At 61.7% G+C, this 15,469-nt stretch carries 15 protein-coding genes; 7 read left to right on the plus strand and 8 right to left on the minus strand.

Features of this window, described 5'->3' with window-relative positions; translation table 11 throughout:
- Nucleotides 1-22 precede the first annotated feature (22 nt).
- A complete protein-coding gene (ggt, locus tag ACP7BX_RS16540; RefSeq protein ID WP_177004033.1) occupies nt 23-1,747 on the plus strand; it encodes a gamma-glutamyltransferase in 1,725 nt (574 codons plus the stop codon).
- Here ggt and ACP7BX_RS16545 read toward each other — a convergent pair.
- Nucleotides 1,741-2,862 carry an FAD-dependent oxidoreductase gene (locus ACP7BX_RS16545; protein WP_426131223.1) on the minus strand — a complete coding sequence of 374 codons (1,122 nt, stop codon included), beginning with the start codon at nt 2,860-2,862 and terminating at the stop codon, nt 1,741-1,743. The two genes, ggt and ACP7BX_RS16545, sit on opposite strands and share 7 nt — an antisense overlap.
- An 87-nt stretch (nt 2,863-2,949) precedes the next feature.
- Here ACP7BX_RS16545 and ACP7BX_RS16550 point away from each other — a divergent pair, with 87 nt between their 5' ends.
- Nucleotides 2,950-3,378, plus strand: a complete 429-nt coding sequence (locus ACP7BX_RS16550; RefSeq protein ID WP_256348914.1) for a MarR family winged helix-turn-helix transcriptional regulator — start codon at nt 2,950-2,952, stop codon at nt 3,376-3,378.
- Here ACP7BX_RS16550 and ACP7BX_RS16555 read toward each other — a convergent pair.
- The 3 genes from ACP7BX_RS16555 to ACP7BX_RS16565 all read right to left on the minus strand — a co-directional run bounded on the left by ACP7BX_RS16555 (nt 3,340) and on the right by ACP7BX_RS16565 (nt 6,311).
- Nucleotides 3,340-3,888 carry an AAA family ATPase gene (locus ACP7BX_RS16555; RefSeq protein ID WP_426131252.1) on the minus strand — a complete coding sequence of 183 codons (549 nt, stop codon included), beginning with the start codon at nt 3,886-3,888 and terminating at the stop codon, nt 3,340-3,342. The two genes, ACP7BX_RS16550 and ACP7BX_RS16555, sit on opposite strands and share 39 nt — an antisense overlap.
- Nucleotides 3,885-4,448, minus strand: a complete 564-nt coding sequence (gene pnuC / locus ACP7BX_RS16560) for a nicotinamide riboside transporter PnuC (protein WP_426131221.1) — start codon at nt 4,446-4,448, stop codon at nt 3,885-3,887. The genes ACP7BX_RS16555 and pnuC overlap by 4 nt, the downstream gene beginning before the upstream one ends.
- Nucleotides 4,449-4,676: 228 nt before the next feature.
- Nucleotides 4,677-6,311 (minus strand): methyl-accepting chemotaxis protein, encoded by a 1,635-nt coding sequence (locus ACP7BX_RS16565; RefSeq protein WP_426131219.1) that lies wholly within the window; start codon nt 6,309-6,311, stop codon nt 4,677-4,679.
- A gap of 219 nt (nt 6,312-6,530) precedes the next feature.
- Between ACP7BX_RS16565 and ACP7BX_RS16570 the strand changes: the two genes are divergently transcribed.
- Together ACP7BX_RS16570 and ACP7BX_RS16575 are read left to right on the plus strand one after the other, a co-directional pair.
- Entirely contained in the window at nt 6,531-7,361 is an 831-nt protein-coding gene (locus ACP7BX_RS16570) for an undecaprenyl-diphosphate phosphatase (RefSeq protein ID WP_269134046.1), read from the plus strand.
- The gene (locus tag ACP7BX_RS16575) at nt 7,358-7,741 is read left to right on the plus strand and encodes a DUF1294 domain-containing protein (RefSeq protein ID WP_426131217.1); all 384 of its coding nucleotides are present in this window, start codon (nt 7,358-7,360) and stop codon (nt 7,739-7,741) included. The genes ACP7BX_RS16570 and ACP7BX_RS16575 overlap by 4 nt, the downstream gene beginning before the upstream one ends.
- A 503-nt stretch (nt 7,742-8,244) precedes the next feature.
- On the opposite strand, the gene ACP7BX_RS16580 is transcribed toward ACP7BX_RS16575, so the two are convergent.
- From ACP7BX_RS16580 to ACP7BX_RS16590, 3 genes are read right to left on the minus strand one after another with little or no spacing between them, the layout of a single operon-like run.
- Nucleotides 8,245-8,601 carry an MmcQ/YjbR family DNA-binding protein gene (locus ACP7BX_RS16580; protein ID WP_426131215.1) on the minus strand — a complete coding sequence of 119 codons (357 nt, stop codon included), beginning with the start codon at nt 8,599-8,601 and terminating at the stop codon, nt 8,245-8,247.
- Nucleotides 8,598-9,506, minus strand: a complete 909-nt coding sequence (locus ACP7BX_RS16585; protein ID WP_177113051.1) for a LysR substrate-binding domain-containing protein — start codon at nt 9,504-9,506, stop codon at nt 8,598-8,600. Before ACP7BX_RS16585 ends, ACP7BX_RS16580 begins: the two co-directional genes overlap by 4 nt.
- Nucleotides 9,507-9,565: 59 nt before the next feature.
- The gene (locus tag ACP7BX_RS16590; RefSeq protein WP_426131213.1) at nt 9,566-10,945 is read right to left on the minus strand and encodes an NAD-dependent succinate-semialdehyde dehydrogenase; all 1,380 of its coding nucleotides are present in this window, start codon (nt 10,943-10,945) and stop codon (nt 9,566-9,568) included.
- A 158-nt stretch (nt 10,946-11,103) separates the two neighbouring features.
- On the opposite strand from ACP7BX_RS16590, the gene ACP7BX_RS16595 reads away from it, so the two are divergent.
- From ACP7BX_RS16595 to ACP7BX_RS16605, 3 genes are all read left to right on the plus strand, one after another.
- On the plus strand, nt 11,104-12,030 hold the full coding sequence (locus ACP7BX_RS16595) for an AraC family transcriptional regulator N-terminal domain-containing protein (RefSeq protein WP_426131211.1): 927 nt from the start codon (nt 11,104-11,106) through the stop codon (nt 12,028-12,030).
- Nucleotides 12,031-12,149: 119 nt separating this feature from the next.
- Nucleotides 12,150-12,761, plus strand: coding sequence for an FMN-dependent NADH-azoreductase (locus ACP7BX_RS16600; RefSeq protein WP_033901176.1), 612 nt, complete (start codon nt 12,150-12,152; stop codon nt 12,759-12,761).
- Between the two features lie 228 nt (nt 12,762-12,989).
- On the plus strand, nt 12,990-14,027 hold the full coding sequence (locus tag ACP7BX_RS16605) for an alpha/beta hydrolase family protein (RefSeq protein ID WP_033901196.1): 1,038 nt from the start codon (nt 12,990-12,992) through the stop codon (nt 14,025-14,027).
- Here the strand turns inward: ACP7BX_RS16605 and ACP7BX_RS16610 are convergent.
- Nucleotides 14,021-15,196, minus strand: coding sequence for an MFS transporter (locus ACP7BX_RS16610; protein WP_038850433.1), 1,176 nt, complete (start codon nt 15,194-15,196; stop codon nt 14,021-14,023). The genes ACP7BX_RS16605 and ACP7BX_RS16610 overlap by 7 nt on opposite strands.
- Between the last annotated feature and the right edge of the window lie 273 nt (nt 15,197-15,469).

The raw sequence follows: 15,469 nt of genomic DNA on the forward strand, positions 1-15,469 counted from the left end.
TCAATAACTAGAGTAGCCATGGATGAAATACCAACCCTTCAGCCGTACCTTGATAGCCACCGCCCTGGTGTTAACGGTCAGTGGTGTGCACGCCGCGTCTCAGGCCCCGGTGGCCGGTGAAAATGGCATGGTGGTGACGGCCCAGCATTTGGCAACTCACGTGGGCGTGGATGTGCTCAAGGCCGGCGGCAATGCGGTCGACGCGGCCGTGGCCGTGGGCTACGCACTGGCGGTGGTGTACCCGGCGGCGGGTAACCTGGGCGGCGGCGGTTTCATGACCGTGCAACTGGCGGACGGGCGCAAGACCTTCCTCGACTTCCGCGAAAAAGCCCCGCTGGCGGCCACCGCCAACATGTACCTGGACAAAGACGGCAACGTCATCGAAGGCCTTAGCGCCAAGGGCCACCTGGCGGTCGGCGTGCCTGGCACCGTCTCGGGTATGGAGCTGGCCCTGAGCAAATACGGCACCCTCAAGCGCGCCCAAGTCATCGCCCCGGCGATCAAACTGGCGGAGAACGGCTTCGAGCTGGAGCAGGGCGATATCGACCTGCTGCACACCGCCACCGGCGAGTTTGAAAAAGACAAGGACATGCGCGGGATCTTCCTGCACAACGGCCAGCCGATGCAGGTCGGCCAGAAGCTGGTGCAGAAAGACCTGGCCAAGACCCTCAAGGAAATCTCGGCCAAGGGCAACGACGGTTTCTATAAAGGCTGGGTCGCCAAGGCCCTGGTGGACTCCAGTCAGGCCGGCAAGGGCATCATCACCCAGGCTGACCTCGACAAGTACAAGACCCGCGAACTGGCGCCCATCGAGTGCGACTACCGTGGCTACCACGTGGTCTCGGCACCGCCTCCCAGCTCGGGCGGCGTGGTGATCTGCCAGATCATGAACATCCTCGAAGGCTACCCGATGGCCGACCTCGGCTATCACTCGGCCCAGGGTCTGCACTACCAGATCGAAGCCATGCGCCACGCCTACGTGGACCGCAACAGCTATCTGGGCGACCCGGACTTCGTGAAGAATCCGATTGAGCACCTGCTGGACAAAAACTACGCGGCGAAACTGCGCGACGCCATCGAGCCGCAAAAAGCCGGTGACTCCCAGGCGATCAAGCCGGGCGTATCGCCCCATGAAGGCAATAACACCACCCACTATTCTATCGTCGACAAGTGGGGCAACGCGGTGTCGGTCACCTACACCCTCAACGACTGGTTCGGTGCTGGCGTGATGGCGAGCAAGACTGGGGTGATCCTCAACGATGAAATGGACGACTTCACCGTCAAGGTCGGCGTGCCGAACATGTACGGCCTGGTCCAGGGTGAAGCCAACGCCATCGCGCCGGGCAAGGCGCCGCTGTCGTCGATGAGCCCGACCATCGTGACCAAGGATGGCAAGGCCGTTATGGTGGTCGGTACGCCGGGTGGCAGTCGCATCATTACCGCGACCTTGCTGACGATCCTGAATGTCATCGACTACAAGATGAACATCCAGGAAGCGGTGGACGCGCCGCGTTTCCACCAGCAATGGATGCCGGAAACCACCAACCTGGAAACCTTCGCGGTCAGCCCGGATACCCAGAAGATCCTTGAAAGCTGGGGCCACAAGTTTGCCGGGCCGCAGGATGCCAACCACTTGGCGGCGATCCTGGTCGGGGCGCCGTCGCTGGGTGGCAAGCCGGTGGGCAACAACCGCTTCTACGGCGCGAATGACCCGCGGCGCAACACGGGCCTGTCCTTGGGTTACTGAGGCGTGAGGTGGTGATGCAGGTGGGCCAGAGACAGCGCCAGGCTGTCATGGGATAACTGGATGGCGGCGCCCTCGGCGCTGCTCTGGGCTGCCGGTATCACCCGTTCGAACAGGTGGTTTTCATAAGCCTGCACTGCTGATGAGCCGTCGGGTGTCTCCAGCAGGTGCTGCGCCAGTTCGGCCGCATCCAGCATCGCCGCATTTACCCCTTCGCCGCCAAACGGCGACATCAGGTGGGCGGCATCACCGATCAACGTCAACCCCTGGCGATGGGACCAGCGATGGCCCACGGGCAGGGCGTAGATAGGCCTCGCCAGTACCGTCTCGTTTGCCGCATCAAACAGCGCCAGCACCTGCGGGTGCCAGCCTTTGAATTGGACTTTTAGCGCGTGCAGGCTGAGGTGATCGGCTGCCCAGTCGGGCGGTACGCGAAAGATTGCATAGCCACGCAAATGCGCATTGGCGTTGCGTTGCACCATGATCGATTTGGCTTCCCCGGCGACTTCCAGCTTGCCTCGGCCAACCAGCTTGGCCAGGTGCGGGTGCTGGCGGTCGACATCGTCGATGCCAAACTCGATGAAGGTCAACCCGCTGTATTGCGGCTGATAGGTCGACAGCAGCGGGCGTACTTTCGACCAGGCCCCGTCGGCACCGACCACCAGATCGAAGGGGCCGTAGGTGACAGGGCCTTGATGCAACGTCCAGCGCCCATCACCGATCGGCCGGACTTCGTGGATACCTGCGCCCCAGTTCACACAGCCAAGCGGCAGCGAATCCAGCAGCGCCTGGCGCAGGGCGGTGCGGTCGACTTCGGGACGGTCACCCGCGTCCGGATTGGGGTCTTCAAACAGCAACTCACCGTGATGATCCATCAGGCGTGAGCCCTGGTCTTCGTAGCGGGCGATACGGGTGAACGCATCTTCCAGGCCGGCACGCTGCAGGGCGAGCTGGCCAGATTCGACATGCAGGTCCAGCGTGCCACCTTGCGGGCGTTCGAGCGGATCGCGTTCGCGCTCAAACACGCTGGCGGCGATGCCATGGCGATAAAGGATTCGCGCCAAGGTCAATCCGCCGGGGCCGGCGCCGATAATGGCGATACGTAATGGGGGCGTCATGGAGATTGTCCTTGGCGATGTTTATAGGATCCTATACATTCTGTTCATAGGATCCTATGGAAAGTCAACGCCCTCATGAAGATTCAAATGCCTGCCCCCAACCCCATGCAACAGATCGGCCTGGCCGGCCGGGGTTTCGTCCGTCTCTACGAAGGTCGTCTAAAGGAGCTGGGCTTTGCTGTCGCGCAGATTCCGGTGCTGGTGGCGCTCAAGCACAGCGAAGGCTTGCCCCAGGCCGAGCTGGTGCGCATCGTCCGTGTCGAGCAGTCGAGCATGGCGCAGTTGCTGGGACGCATGGAGCGCGACGGCATGATCGAACGGGTGGCCGACCCGGCGGATAGACGCAGCCGCCTCATTACCCTGACCGACGCGGCGCGCAAACGCATGCCCGCCGCCCGCGCGGTCATGCAGCAGGGGACGGCGCAGGCGCTGGAAGGGTTCAGTGAAGAGGAGGAAGCGACCTTGCTGGCGTTGCTGCTAAGGGTGAACGCCAACCTGGAGCGTGCCGGCGAGTAGCTGTTCGACCGCCGCAAATGCGGTGGCGCGGCGCTGTGCCCAGTCGCCACGAATCACCAGGGCGGGCTGCTGATGGTGCTCGATCCACTCCAGACTGCCCTGGAAAAATGCCCGGCGATCCGCCAGTTGCGGCTGGCAGCGTTGGCCGTCGGCGGTCCATTCCACATCCTCCGGCGACAACAACAGGTGCAGGTCGTAATGGCGGGCCAGCAACTCGCTGTCGAGCCAGGCCGGGTAGTCGCCGAACAGGGTCTGGCTCCAGAGCTTGTTGGTCAGCAGGTGGGTATCGAGGATCAACAGATCAGGCTGTTGGGCGCGCGCGGCGTCTTCCCAGGCCAGTTGGCCACGGGCAATGGCCGGGATGTCGGCGAGGGTGGTGTCGCGTTGATGGTGATCGATGAAATAACGCACGTATTCACCCACCATCAACCCGCCGAAATGCGCCTGCAATTGCGCCGCCAGCCAGCTTTTACCGCTGGACTCCGGGCCGGCCAGTACCACCACCTTCATGCGTGCAACGCCGGGTCGGCGCGCCATTCGCGCCAGCCTTGCACGGCAATCACGGTGAACAACGCGTAGAGCGCGGCGGTGAGGTAGAGGCCTTTGTAGAGGAACAGCCCGACGAAGATCACATCCACGGCAATCCACAACGGCCAGCACTGCACGCGTTTCTGCGCCATCCACATCTGCGCTACCAGGCTGAAGCCGGTGAGGGCGGCATCGAGCCAAGGCTGCGCAGCATCCGTCCAGTGCGCCATGGCGGCACCGAGCAACAGGCTGCCGACGGCGCCCACCGCCAGGCTGGCCATGATCGCCGGCACGCCGAGGCTGCTGACATGGCGCCCTTGTTTGACCTCGCCGGCACGGGTCCACTGCCACCAGCCGTAGACTTGCAAGGCGGCGTAGACCACCTGCAGCAGCATGTCGGAATAGAGTTTCACGTCGAAAAACACCCAGGTATAGAGCAACACCATCACCAGGCCGATGGGCCAGCACCAGGGGTTTTGCTTGACGGTCAGCCACACGGCAATCACCCCGAGGGCGGCGGCGAACAGTTCAAGCCCGGACATGGAGGTTCCTTGGGAGAGTGGGAGAGGGCGATGATTGTAACCAAAGAAGATTGGCGTAGGAATTAACTGCTGTGGTTGTGGTGAGCGGGCTTGTCGAATCGTCGCACCGCCCGCGCTGGGCTGCGAAGCGGCCCCAATAGAGACGCCGCATTTTGCCTGACAGACTGCGGCTCCTGGTTTTAGGGCTGCTACGCAGCCCAACGCGGGGCAAGCCCGCTCGCCACAGGCTCAGACCTTGAATTGGCGCAGCAGGCCGTCGAGCTGTTCGCTCAGGCCGCGCAAATGCGCACTCGCCACACTCGACTGTTGCGCCGCTAGCGCGGTGCTGTGGGACAAGCCGGCGGCCTGGGTGACGTTCTGGTTGATGTCTTCCACCACGTGGGCCTGTTGCAGGGTGGCGCTGGCAATCGAGGCGTTGAGGCCATTGAGGTTGCGCAGCGCCTGGCCGATGGCAGTCAGGCTGGCACCGGCCTGACCGGCTTGTTCAATAGTCAGTTGCGAGGCGCTGTGGCTGTCGCTGATCACCTTGACCGCCGCTTCCGAGTGGCCTTGCAGGCGTTCGATCATGCCCTGGATTTCGGCGGTGGATTTTTGCGTGCGCTGGGCCAGCAGCCGCACTTCATCGGCCACCACGGCGAAGCCACGCCCTTGTTCGCCGGCGCGGGCTGCTTCAATCGCCGCGTTAAGCGCCAGCAGGTTGGTCTGGTCGGCAATCGAGCGGATCACTTCAAGCACGCTGCCGATCTGGGTACTTTCTGCAGACAGGGTGCGAATCACTTCCACCGCCTGGCTGATGGTGCCGGAGAGCTGGTCAATCTGCTGCAGGCTGCCGTCGATATTCACCTGGCCTTGTTGGGCCTGGGCTTGGGCGTCGCGCATTTCGCTGGCGGCGTGTTCGGCGTTCTTGGCCACGTCCTGCACGCCGTAGGTGACTTCGTTGATGGCGGTGGCCACCAATTCCATCTGCTGGGATTGTTGCTGGCTGCGGTCATGGGCCTGGGTCGCGTTGCTGCCCAATTCCTGTGAGGACTGGCCCAGGGCATTGGCGCACACCTGCAATTGGCCCACTACTTGGCGCAGCTTGGCGGTGAAGCTGTTGAAATGCCTGGACAGTTGGGTGACTTCGTCCTGGCCGTGGGTGTCGAGGCTACGGGTCAGGTCGCTTTCGCCGCTGGCGATGTTGCCCATGGCGTTCACCGCGTCCTGCAACGGCCGCACGATGCTGCGGGCGATCAGCGAGACCAGCAGCGCCATCACCACGGCGATACCCAGGCCGATGAACGAGGCTTTCCAGACCTGGCCGCTGAACTCAGCCTGCACATCGTCCACGTACACGCCGGAACCGATGATCCAGCCCCAGGGTTGGAACAGTTGGATATACGACGTCTTGGCCACCGGCGCTTCGGCGCCCGGTTTCGGCCAGCGATAGTTGACGATGCCGGCGCCCTTGGCCTTGGCCAGGATCACGAATTCGTTGAACACGGCAAAACCGTCGGGGTCGCGGATGGCCGAAAGGTTCTGGCCGTCGAGCTTGGGGTTGGCCGGGTGCATGATCATCACGGGCGTGAGGTCATTGATCCAGAAGTAGTCGTCATGGTCGTAGCGCAAGCCACGCACCGCGCTCAAGGCTTGCTTCTGGGCGGCTTCGCGGGTCATCACGCCGCTGGTTTCGAGGCCGTGATAAAACGTCAGGATCCCGCTGGCGGTCTGGACCACGTGTTGGGTTTGCTGGCGCTTGGCCTGGTACAGGTCGTCGTGGATCTGCTTGAGCATCAGCAAACCCAGGGCCAGCAGCATCAGCACGGCGACTATCAGGATCAGCCACAGGCGCCGGCTGATCGACATATTGCGCAAACTGTTCATCGTCCTGTCACTCCGTGCTTTTTATAATTGTCGGTGCTGCATCGACTTTTCCGACTTGTCTGATAGGCTTTCGGCCTGTATTCGGAAAACCTGAGTACTGTCTGATTTTTCACAAGATTTTTGCAGGTCGGGGTTGAAACTCAACACCGCGTCTTGTCGTCAGTGAACCATTAAAAAGATTAACGAGGCTTGCCATAGAGCAAGACCTTTGGGGGAAGCATGGATTTTTGGACCGCCATACAGGCATTGATTCTTGGCGTTGTGGAGGGGCTGACCGAGTTCCTGCCGATTTCCAGCACCGGCCACCAGATCATCGTCGCCGATTTGCTCGACTTTACCGGCGACCGCTTCAACGCGTTCAATATCATCATCCAGCTGGGCGCGATCCTGGCGGTGGTGTGGGAGTTTCGCGGCAAGATTTTCGAAGTGGTCAGCGGCCTGCCGACCCAGCGCAAGGCCCAGCGATTTACCGTCAACCTGCTGATCGCCTTCCTGCCGGCGGTGGTGCTGGGGGTGATTTTTGCCGACCTGATTCACCACTACCTGTTCAACCCGATCACCGTGGCCACGGCGCTGGTGATCGGCGGCATCATCATGTTGTGGGCCGAGCGCCGCGAGCATGAAGTGCACGCTGAAACCGTGGATGACATCACCTGGAAAGACGCGCTCAAGGTCGGCCTGGCCCAGTGCCTGGCGATGATCCCAGGGACTTCGCGTTCCGGCTCGACCATTATTGGTGGCTTGCTGTTCGGGCTGTCGCGCAAGACCGCCACCGAGTTCTCGTTCTTCCTGGCGATGCCGACCATGGTCGGTGCGGCGGTGTATTCGGGCTACAAGTACCGTGACCTGTTCCAGCCGGCGGACTTGCCGGTGTTCGCCATCGGCTTTGTGACCTCGTTCATCTTCGCGATGATCGCCGTGAAGGGCCTGCTCAGGTTCATCGCCAGCCACAGCTATGCCGTGTTTGCCTGGTATCGCATTGCATTCGGCTTGCTGATCCTGGCGACCTGGCAGTTCGGCTGGATCGACTGGGCGGCCGCCAAGGCATGATGATCCAGCATCCCCGTCTGAAAGCGGCGATCTTCGTGCTGTTATGCGCAGCGCCGCTGCTGGGTTCGGTGCTGGTATGGCAGCGCGGCGAGACTGTGATTCCGCTGGCGGGCTATGGCGTGGTCAGCGTGATCGCGTTCTTCCTGTACTGGAGTGACAAGCGCAAGGCGCGCACGGACAGCTGGCGCACCCCGGAAAACATCCTGCACGCCGTGGAACTGGCGGGCGGCTGGCCGGGGGCGTTGATTGCCCAGCAGGTGTTCCGGCACAAGACGCGCAAGGTGTCTTATCAGGTGTTGTTTTGGGTGATTGTGTTGTTGCATGAGGTGTTCTGGCTGGATCAGCTGTTCCTGGGGGGCACTCTATGGTCATTGCTCTAGTAGGCGCAGGTATCCGAACTACTCCGTAGCAACCATCGCTAACCACGATGCGAAGCGAGCCGCTCTTGATCTTGCTTTTGATCTTGGGCGCCCCGTTAAACACGCTGGCCGGAATTCGGCAGGGATTTGGGGGGTAAACCGGCAGGGATGCCGGTTTAGCCGCCCCGCGCCATGGATGGCGCGTGGCTGCGGCCCCCCAAATCACTGTCGGATTACGGGCATACCGAGCCTAGGCGAGGTACCGAGTGTTGGGGCGAAGCGTTTTTGGTTACTTTTGGCTGGGCCGCATTCGGACTCTTCCAAAAGTGACCCGCTGTAAGAGCGGAACCATAGGCGGCCGTTACCGCAGCAATGGATATGTATGCAGTCCGATCCATCATCCAGGCCAGCTGTAAGGCCGCCTTCGCGGGCAAGCCCGCTCCCACATTTCGATCTCAGGGTAACAGTTGGAAAGCGATCGCCTGTCAGGCCCCACCCAAACGCCCAGCGCCGCATCCAAACATCTATGCGTCCAGGCGCAACCCGACCTGCGTGCGCTTGGGCAACTTGCTGACGACAAGCTGGTGCGAACGCCGCAACAACCCACGCAACTCTTCATCACCCAACGGATAGGGCTTATTCATGATCACCCACTGCGCCCGCGCCAGATACGGCGCCGGGTGAATGCCTGGGCGGTCCACATGGCCGAGGAACAACTCCTTGTCGACCTTGAACGCCAACGACTCACCCCTGAGGTTCTGCAGCGCGAACATCTTGTTGCCCGCAATCGAAAACACACGCACGCCGCCCCATTTGTAATCCTCCCGCGCGCCCGGCAGGCTCAGGCAGAAGGCGGCGACTTGTTCTTCGGTCATCTTCATAGCAAGCGGTCTCCGCAACCTTTGAAACCTTCTTCCAGGTAGTCGATCCAGGCACGAATGGCCGGCAACACGCCGCGACGATGCGGGTACACCGCCTGCAACCAGCCGCCTGGCAAGGACCACTCCGGCAGCAGTTGCACCAACCGGCCGTTGGCCAATTCCTCTTCGCAATACATCATCGGCAGCACGGTAAAACCCAGCCCCATGATGGCGCTGGCCTTGCGCACGATGAAGTCGTCGATCCCCAACCGGGCTTCCATCGCCAGGTCGTGGGTGTTGCCCTGGGGGTCGAGGATGCGTTGATGCACCAGGCGATCAGCCTCCAGTGCACCAAGGATCGGTAGCTGCTTGAGATCCTCAAGGGTCGCGACCTGACGGCCGTGCATCAGCGCGGGGCTGGCCACCAGCACGGTCTGGGCCTGACGCAGGCGCTTGGTCACCAACAGCGGGTCCTCATCGCCCAGCTCGCGTACGCGCAGGGCGACATCGATACCCTCGGCGACCAGGTCGACACGGCGGTTGACCAGGGTCATCTCCAGTTGCACCTGGGGATGCGCCGCCAGAAATCCAGCCACCAGTTCCGGCAGGATGTGCTGGGCCATGCCCACCGGGCAACTGACGCGCAGCCGTCCACGGGGCTCGCTGGACATGCTGGCCACCGCCTCATCGGCCATTTCCGCCTCCAGCAGCATCGCCTGGCAGTGCCGCAGGTAGCGCTCGCCGACGGCAGTGAGGGTGAGTTGGCGGGTAGTGCGTTGCAGCAATCGCGCGCCGAGGCGTTCTTCCAGCTCGGCGATACGCCGCGACAGCCGCGACTTGGGAATCCCCAGCAGCCGGCCGGCGGCGGCGAAGCCACCGGCTTCCACGACTTTGGCGAAATAGTAGAGGTCGTTGAGGTCTTGCATGGGCAACCTATTGTCCTGTCAGTGGGACGAACTATCCGCGTCTGACGAGGGCAAATCCACTACAAATGTGCGCCAGCCATCAACACGTATTTCACGTGCACATACTCCTCGATCCCGTAATAGCTGCCTTCACGGCCATAACCGGACTGCTTGATGCCGCCAAACGGCACGGAAGCAGTGCCCACCGATCCGGAGTTGAGGATCACCATGCCGGCCTCCAACTGGCGCGACAGGCGCAACGACCGTCCCAGTGCGCTGGTGTAGGCGTAGGCCACCAGGCCGAATTCGGTCTGGTTGGCGCGGGCAATCACTTCGGCTTCATCCTTGAACGAATAGATCGCGAACACCGGGCCGAAGATTTCTTCGGTCGCCAGGGGAGAATCATCCTGCAAACCGGTCAACACCGTCGGCTCGTAGAACAGGCCACCTTTGGCGTGGGGCTGACCGCCCATCAACACCTTGGCCCCGGCGGCCTTGGCGTCTTCCACCAGGCGCGCCACCTTGTCGAAGCCCAGTTGATTGACCATGGGGCCGACCACAAAGCCTTCGCGCAAGCCCTGGTCCACTTCGATCTCGGCCACGGCGTGCTTCAAACGTTTGATGAAGTCTTCGAGGATGCTGTGTTGCACGAAGATGCGGTTTGGCGAGATGCACACCTGTCCCGAGTTGCGCAGTTTTGCACTGACCAGTCCTTTCACCGCTTCGTCGAGGTTGGCGTCCTGGAACACGATAAACGGCGCGTTGCCGCCCAGTTCCAGGGTCATTTTCTTGATGCTCGCTGCGCACTGTGCGGCAAGCAATTTACCGACGCCGGTGGAGCCGGTGAACGAGATTTTGCGGATGCGTGGGTCGCCGGTCAGGATCTGGCCAATTTCTTTCGGGTCGCCCACGACCACTTCCAGAGCGCCTGCCTCGATCCCGGCCTTGCGCGCGTATTCCAGCAACTTGAGGGCGGTGAGCGGGGTGTCTTCTGCGGGCTTGATCACCATGGTGCAGCCGGCCGCCAGCGCTGTGGCAACCTTGCGGGTGATCATCATGAACGGGAAGTTCCACGGGGTGATGGCGGCGACCGGGCCGATGGCTTCCTTGGTGACCATCACGTTGGCATTGCGGTCGTGAGTGGGAATGGTGTCGCCGTACACGCGCTTGGCCTCTTCGGCGTACCACTCGATAAAGCCCAGGCCGTAGTCGATTTCACCGCGGGCCTCGCTCAGGCATTTGCCGTTTTCGCGGCAGAGCAGTTCGGCGAAGGCTTCCTTGTCGGCTTTTACCGCGTCGTGCCAGCGGCGCAGGATGTCACCGCGTTCCTTGGCAAGCTTGGAAGACCAGTCAGGGAAGGCGGCGCAGGTGCGGTCGACGGCAGCCTTGACCTCGTTTGCGGTGTGCTTGGCGACACGGCCGATTTCTTCACCGGTGGCAGGGTTGTAGACGATAAGCATGGGGGAGTCTCCGAGGGCTGAAAGTGCTGTTTCAGGCTACGCAAATGCGGGATTTGAGCGAATATCCATTCCAATGTGCTGATTGCCTATTCCTATAAGTCCGTAGCCTCGTCGTGGATTGCGCGTTAACGTGGCGTTTTACGCAAAGGCCAGCAAACATGGACCGAACAGGCAGAATCATCGAGTTGATGGGCACCTTGGCGCCTGTGGAAGGCTATAACCTGAGCGCACTGGATGACGTGCGTTTCCTGCGCTCCAATCGCCCATTGCATCGGGTCCCGGTGCTGTACGACCCCGGCATCGTGATCGTCTGTCAGGGGCAGAAACGTGGTTACCTGGGGGATGAGGTTTATTTGTATGACGCCCAGCACTACCTGGTGGTGTCGGTGCCGGTGCCCTTCACCATGGAGACCGACGCCAGTGAAGCCGAGCCGATGCTGGCGGTGTACCTGCGCCTGGATTTCACCCTCGCGGCGCAGCTGATGGTGGCGTTGGAAGACTTCCCCGAATTGATCGAGGCCAAGCCACGGGGCATGTATTCGTCACCCATGGATGACCGGCTCAGTGAATCATTGCTGCGCTTCCTGCAAGTGATGAGCGTGCCGATGGATGCACAGATTCTGGGGCCGGCGCTGATGCGCGAGATCTACTATCGAATCCTGACGGGCGAGCAGGGTGGCTCGATGCGCGCAGCCCTGAATCGCCAGGGGCAGTTCGGCAAGGTGGCGAGGGCGATTCGCAAGATCCATGGCTGTTATCACCAGCATCTGGACGTGGAAGCGCTGGCGCGGGAAGCGATGATGAGTGTGCCAAGCTTTCACGCGCATTTTCGCACTGTCACCGACACCTCGCCGATGCAGTATCTCAAGTCAACGCGTTTGCATCAGGCGCGCTTGTTGATGCTGCGTAGCGATATCACCGCCGCGACGGCCAGTGCTCAGGTCGGTTATGAAAGCGCCTCGCAGTTCAGCAGGGAGTTCAAACGCTTCTTTGGGCGCACGCCCCAGGCAGAAATCCAGTGGATGAAGCGCACCTATGCGTTGCCCGCACCGACGTCAGCGTCGATCTACGTGTCGTCGCACTGAGCATTGTCCTGTGAGCAGGACAAACAGTCGCATTTCAACCGTCTAATCGTTTATTCGGATCATCTGTAGGATCAACCCCACTTGATCGCCCCGTCGCGATCCTCACTTGGAGATCCCGCATGAAACTGTTGCATATCGATTCCAGCATCCTCGGCGACAACTCGGCGTCCCGTCAGCTCAGCGCTGGTGTGGTCAAGGCTTGGCAAGCGGCTGAGCCGGGCGTGGAAGTGACCTACCGTGACGTGGCCGCCGAAGGCTTCAACCACTTCTCCGGCGCGACCCTGGGCGCCCTGGGCACTCCGGCGGATCAGCGCAATGCCGCGCAACAGCACGAAGCAGAACTCAGCGCCAAGACCCTTGCTGAATTCCTCGCCGCTGACGCGGTGGTGATCGCTGCGCCGATGTACAACTTCACCATCCCGACTCAACTCAAAGCCTGGATCGACCGCATTGCCGTCGCCGGTCAGACGTTTCGCTACACCGAAGCCGGTCCGGAAGGCCTGTGCGGCAACAAGAAAGTCATCGTTGTGTCGACCTCGGGCGGCCTGCATGTCGGCCAGGCGACCGGTGTGGCCCATGAAGATTATCTGAAAGTGCTGCTGGGCTTCCTCGGCATCACCGACATCGAATTCGTCCGCGCCCATGGCCTGGCGTACGGTGATGAGTTCCGCAGCAAGTCCTTGAGCGACGCCAACGTACTCATCAACGAACAATTGTTCGCGGCTGCGTAAAGCTTAGGTAAAACCGTGCCTTTCCCCGTTTCATTCTGAAACGGGGCGTCTAAACTCTGTATTCTGATCGCCTCAAAACGACCGGACTACGGAGTTTTTTCGTTTACCCGCTGTCATTACTTTGGCCCAGGTTATGCACGCATGGGTTTATCACCCGGTCGAGCGCCTTGAACCATGGACTTTTCAACCCGACATGCCGGTCTTTATGCAGCAAAGGTGGACATCCTCATGATGCGTCTTTGTGCTGTTATGGTTCTTTCCCTGCTCGGTGGCCTGGTTTCAGTGCACGCCGCGCCTGCGCCGCACCCGCATTGGAGTGTGGGCTTCCATCGCATGACCTTCCTGGATCCGCTGGATTTGCAGCCGATGAAGGCCATCGCTTTTTATCCCTCCACCGGGCTTGAGCACAGCACGCCGCTGGGGGCCTATCGCGTCGCTGCGACGGAAGATTCCAAGATTGCCATTGGCCGTTTCCCGATGCTGATGCTGTCCCACGGCAACACCGGCACGCCGCTGGCCTTGCATGACCTGGCCACTTCGTTGGCGCGTAAAGGCTTCGTGGTGGTGGCGGTGTTGCACCCTGGCGACAACTACAAGGACCACAGCCGCCTGGGCACGGTGAGTAACCTGTATGGCCGGCCGATCCAGATTTCCGAAGCAATCACCGCCACCTTGGGCGACCCGATGCTGTCCCCCTTCGTCAACGTCGATCAGGTCGGCGTGATCGGTTATTCAGCGGGCGGTGAAACTGCGTTGATCCTGGCCGGTGCCAAGCCGGATTTCGACCGCCTGCGTCGCTACTGCCAGGAACGCCCGGAAGACCGTGACGCCTGCACCACCAAAGGCGAACTGGTGGTGGACCGCGACGACCTGCAACCGCAATCCGATCCGCGTATTCATGCCTTGATGCTGATGGCGCCGTTGAGCCTGATGTTTGGCCGTCACACCCTGGCCGACGTGCATGTGCCAGTGCTGCTCTACAGCGGCGACGGCGACAAGCTGGTGGCGGTGGACAAGAACGCTGCGGCGCTGGCGCGCAAGTTGCCGGAACCGCCGGACTTCAAGCTGTTGGCCGGGGCAGGGCACTTTGTGTTCATGGCGCCGTGCGACAGTGATCAGTTGGCGGCGATGCCGGCGATCTGCACCGATGCCGACGGCGTCGACCGCGAGGGCATTCACCGTGATCTGATTTCCGAGGCGGGGCGCTTTTTCAGCCACACCCTCGGCCAAGCCACCCGCGCCGGGATGCAGACGGCTGATCAGTAAGCGCGACGCTTGAGCAGAACGGTCACGCCCAAGGCCGTCACCGACAACAGCGCGGCGCAGAAGAAGATCCAGCCATAGCCGAGGTTCAGTGCCACGGCGCCCATCAACGGCCCGGCAATCGCCAGGGCCAAGTCAAAGAACACCGCATAAGCACTCAGGCCCGCGCCACGGCTGCTGTTGGGCACCTGCTTGATGGCTTCCACGCCGAGTGCCGGGTACACCAGCGACAAGCCAAAGCCGGTCAGCCCTGCGCCAATCAATGCCACGCCCGTCGACGGCGCCAGCCATAACAGCGTTAGGCCCAGGGTCTCGATGGTCATGCAGGCGATGGCGGCACGAAAGCCGCCAAACCGACTGATCGCAGAGATAAACACCAGCCGCGACAAGATAAAACACACGCCAAACACCGTCAGGCAGTACGCCGCACCGGCCCAGCCACGATTGAGGTAGTACAGGGTGATAAAGGTGGTGAGGGTGCCGTAGCCGATGGAGGCCAGGCACAGGCTGGCGCCAAAGGGCGCGATACGCCCGAACACTGCCCAGAACGGCAAACGTTCACCGCGCACCACTGGCACCGAGGGTTTATTGCGGATCAGCACCAGGCCCAGCGCGGACAATACGGCCAGTGCAATACCGAGGCTGTTGTAGCCGTATTCAGCCACCATCACCACGCCCAGCGGCGCACCAATGGCGATGGCGCCGTAGGACGCGATGCCGTTCCAGGAAATCGAGCGCGCCGTGTGTTCGGCACCGACGGCGCCCATGCACCAACTGATGGTGCCCACGCCGATCAGCCCTTGGGCCACGCCCAGCAACAGTCGCCCGACAATCAAAATGCCCAGGCTCAAGGCGGGCATGCTCTGTAGCAATGTCGCAAAGAACGTCAGCACGCCGCTGACCAGAATCCCCGCCAACCCCAACACAATGGCGCGCTTGGTGCCGACGTTGTCCGACATGCGCCCGGCCATGGGCCGACTGAGCAGGGTCGCCAGGTATTGCGAACCGATCGTGACTCCGGCGACCACGGCGCTGAAGCCCAGTTGCTCATGCACATAGCCAGGAATCACCGCAATCGGCAGGCCGATGCAGATGAACGCGATGAAGGTGTAGAAGACGATGGAGACGATCTGCAGGGTGATCGACAGGGAGCTGGGGGCGGCGGCAGACATGGGCACTCGTTCGCGGGCGGGCGGTGAGGGCATCATGGCAAGGGCTTGGGGGAAAAGAAAGCAGGCTAACTACTTTGTCTGATTGAACTGGCTTTTAATGGGGTAAATGGTGCTGTTGTGGTGAGCGGGCTTGTTGTGGTGAGCGGGCTTGCCCCGCGCTGGGCTGCGAAGCGGCCCCAATAGAAAACACCGCGTTCTGTCGGACAGAACGCGGTGTTCTTTTTTAGGGCCGCTTCGCGCCCCAGCGCGGGGCAAGCCCGCTCACCACAGTTA

It is taken from the genome of Pseudomonas sp. DWP3-1-3b3 (assembly GCF_049896305.1).
GTDB lineage: Bacteria > Pseudomonadota > Gammaproteobacteria > Pseudomonadales > Pseudomonadaceae > Aquipseudomonas > Aquipseudomonas azotoformans_A.

What these genes read in the sequence shown, in the direction of transcription:
- ggt (WP_177004033.1), top strand. Translation starts at nt 23, where the DNA reads ATGAAATACCAACCCTTCAGCCGTACCTTGATAGCCACCGCCCTGGTG.
- ACP7BX_RS16545 (WP_426131223.1), bottom strand. Translation starts at nt 2,862, where the DNA reads ATGACGCCCCCATTACGTATCGCCATTATCGGCGCCGGCCCCGGCGGA.
- ACP7BX_RS16550 (WP_256348914.1), top strand. Translation starts at nt 2,950, where the DNA reads ATGCCTGCCCCCAACCCCATGCAACAGATCGGCCTGGCCGGCCGGGGT.
- ACP7BX_RS16555 (WP_426131252.1), bottom strand. Translation starts at nt 3,888, where the DNA reads ATGAAGGTGGTGGTACTGGCCGGCCCGGAGTCCAGCGGTAAAAGCTGG.
- pnuC (WP_426131221.1), bottom strand. Translation starts at nt 4,448, where the DNA reads ATGTCCGGGCTTGAACTGTTCGCCGCCGCCCTCGGGGTGATTGCCGTG.
- ACP7BX_RS16565 (WP_426131219.1), bottom strand. Translation starts at nt 6,311, where the DNA reads ATGAACAGTTTGCGCAATATGTCGATCAGCCGGCGCCTGTGGCTGATC.
- ACP7BX_RS16570 (WP_269134046.1), top strand. Translation starts at nt 6,531, where the DNA reads ATGGATTTTTGGACCGCCATACAGGCATTGATTCTTGGCGTTGTGGAG.
- ACP7BX_RS16575 (WP_426131217.1), top strand. Translation starts at nt 7,358, where the DNA reads ATGATGATCCAGCATCCCCGTCTGAAAGCGGCGATCTTCGTGCTGTTA.
- ACP7BX_RS16580 (WP_426131215.1), bottom strand. Translation starts at nt 8,601, where the DNA reads ATGAAGATGACCGAAGAACAAGTCGCCGCCTTCTGCCTGAGCCTGCCG.
- ACP7BX_RS16585 (WP_177113051.1), bottom strand. Translation starts at nt 9,506, where the DNA reads ATGCAAGACCTCAACGACCTCTACTATTTCGCCAAAGTCGTGGAAGCC.
- ACP7BX_RS16590 (WP_426131213.1), bottom strand. Translation starts at nt 10,945, where the DNA reads ATGCTTATCGTCTACAACCCTGCCACCGGTGAAGAAATCGGCCGTGTC.
- ACP7BX_RS16595 (WP_426131211.1), top strand. Translation starts at nt 11,104, where the DNA reads ATGGACCGAACAGGCAGAATCATCGAGTTGATGGGCACCTTGGCGCCT.
- ACP7BX_RS16600 (WP_033901176.1), top strand. Translation starts at nt 12,150, where the DNA reads ATGAAACTGTTGCATATCGATTCCAGCATCCTCGGCGACAACTCGGCG.
- ACP7BX_RS16605 (WP_033901196.1), top strand. Translation starts at nt 12,990, where the DNA reads ATGATGCGTCTTTGTGCTGTTATGGTTCTTTCCCTGCTCGGTGGCCTG.
- ACP7BX_RS16610 (WP_038850433.1), bottom strand. Translation starts at nt 15,196, where the DNA reads ATGTCTGCCGCCGCCCCCAGCTCCCTGTCGATCACCCTGCAGATCGTC.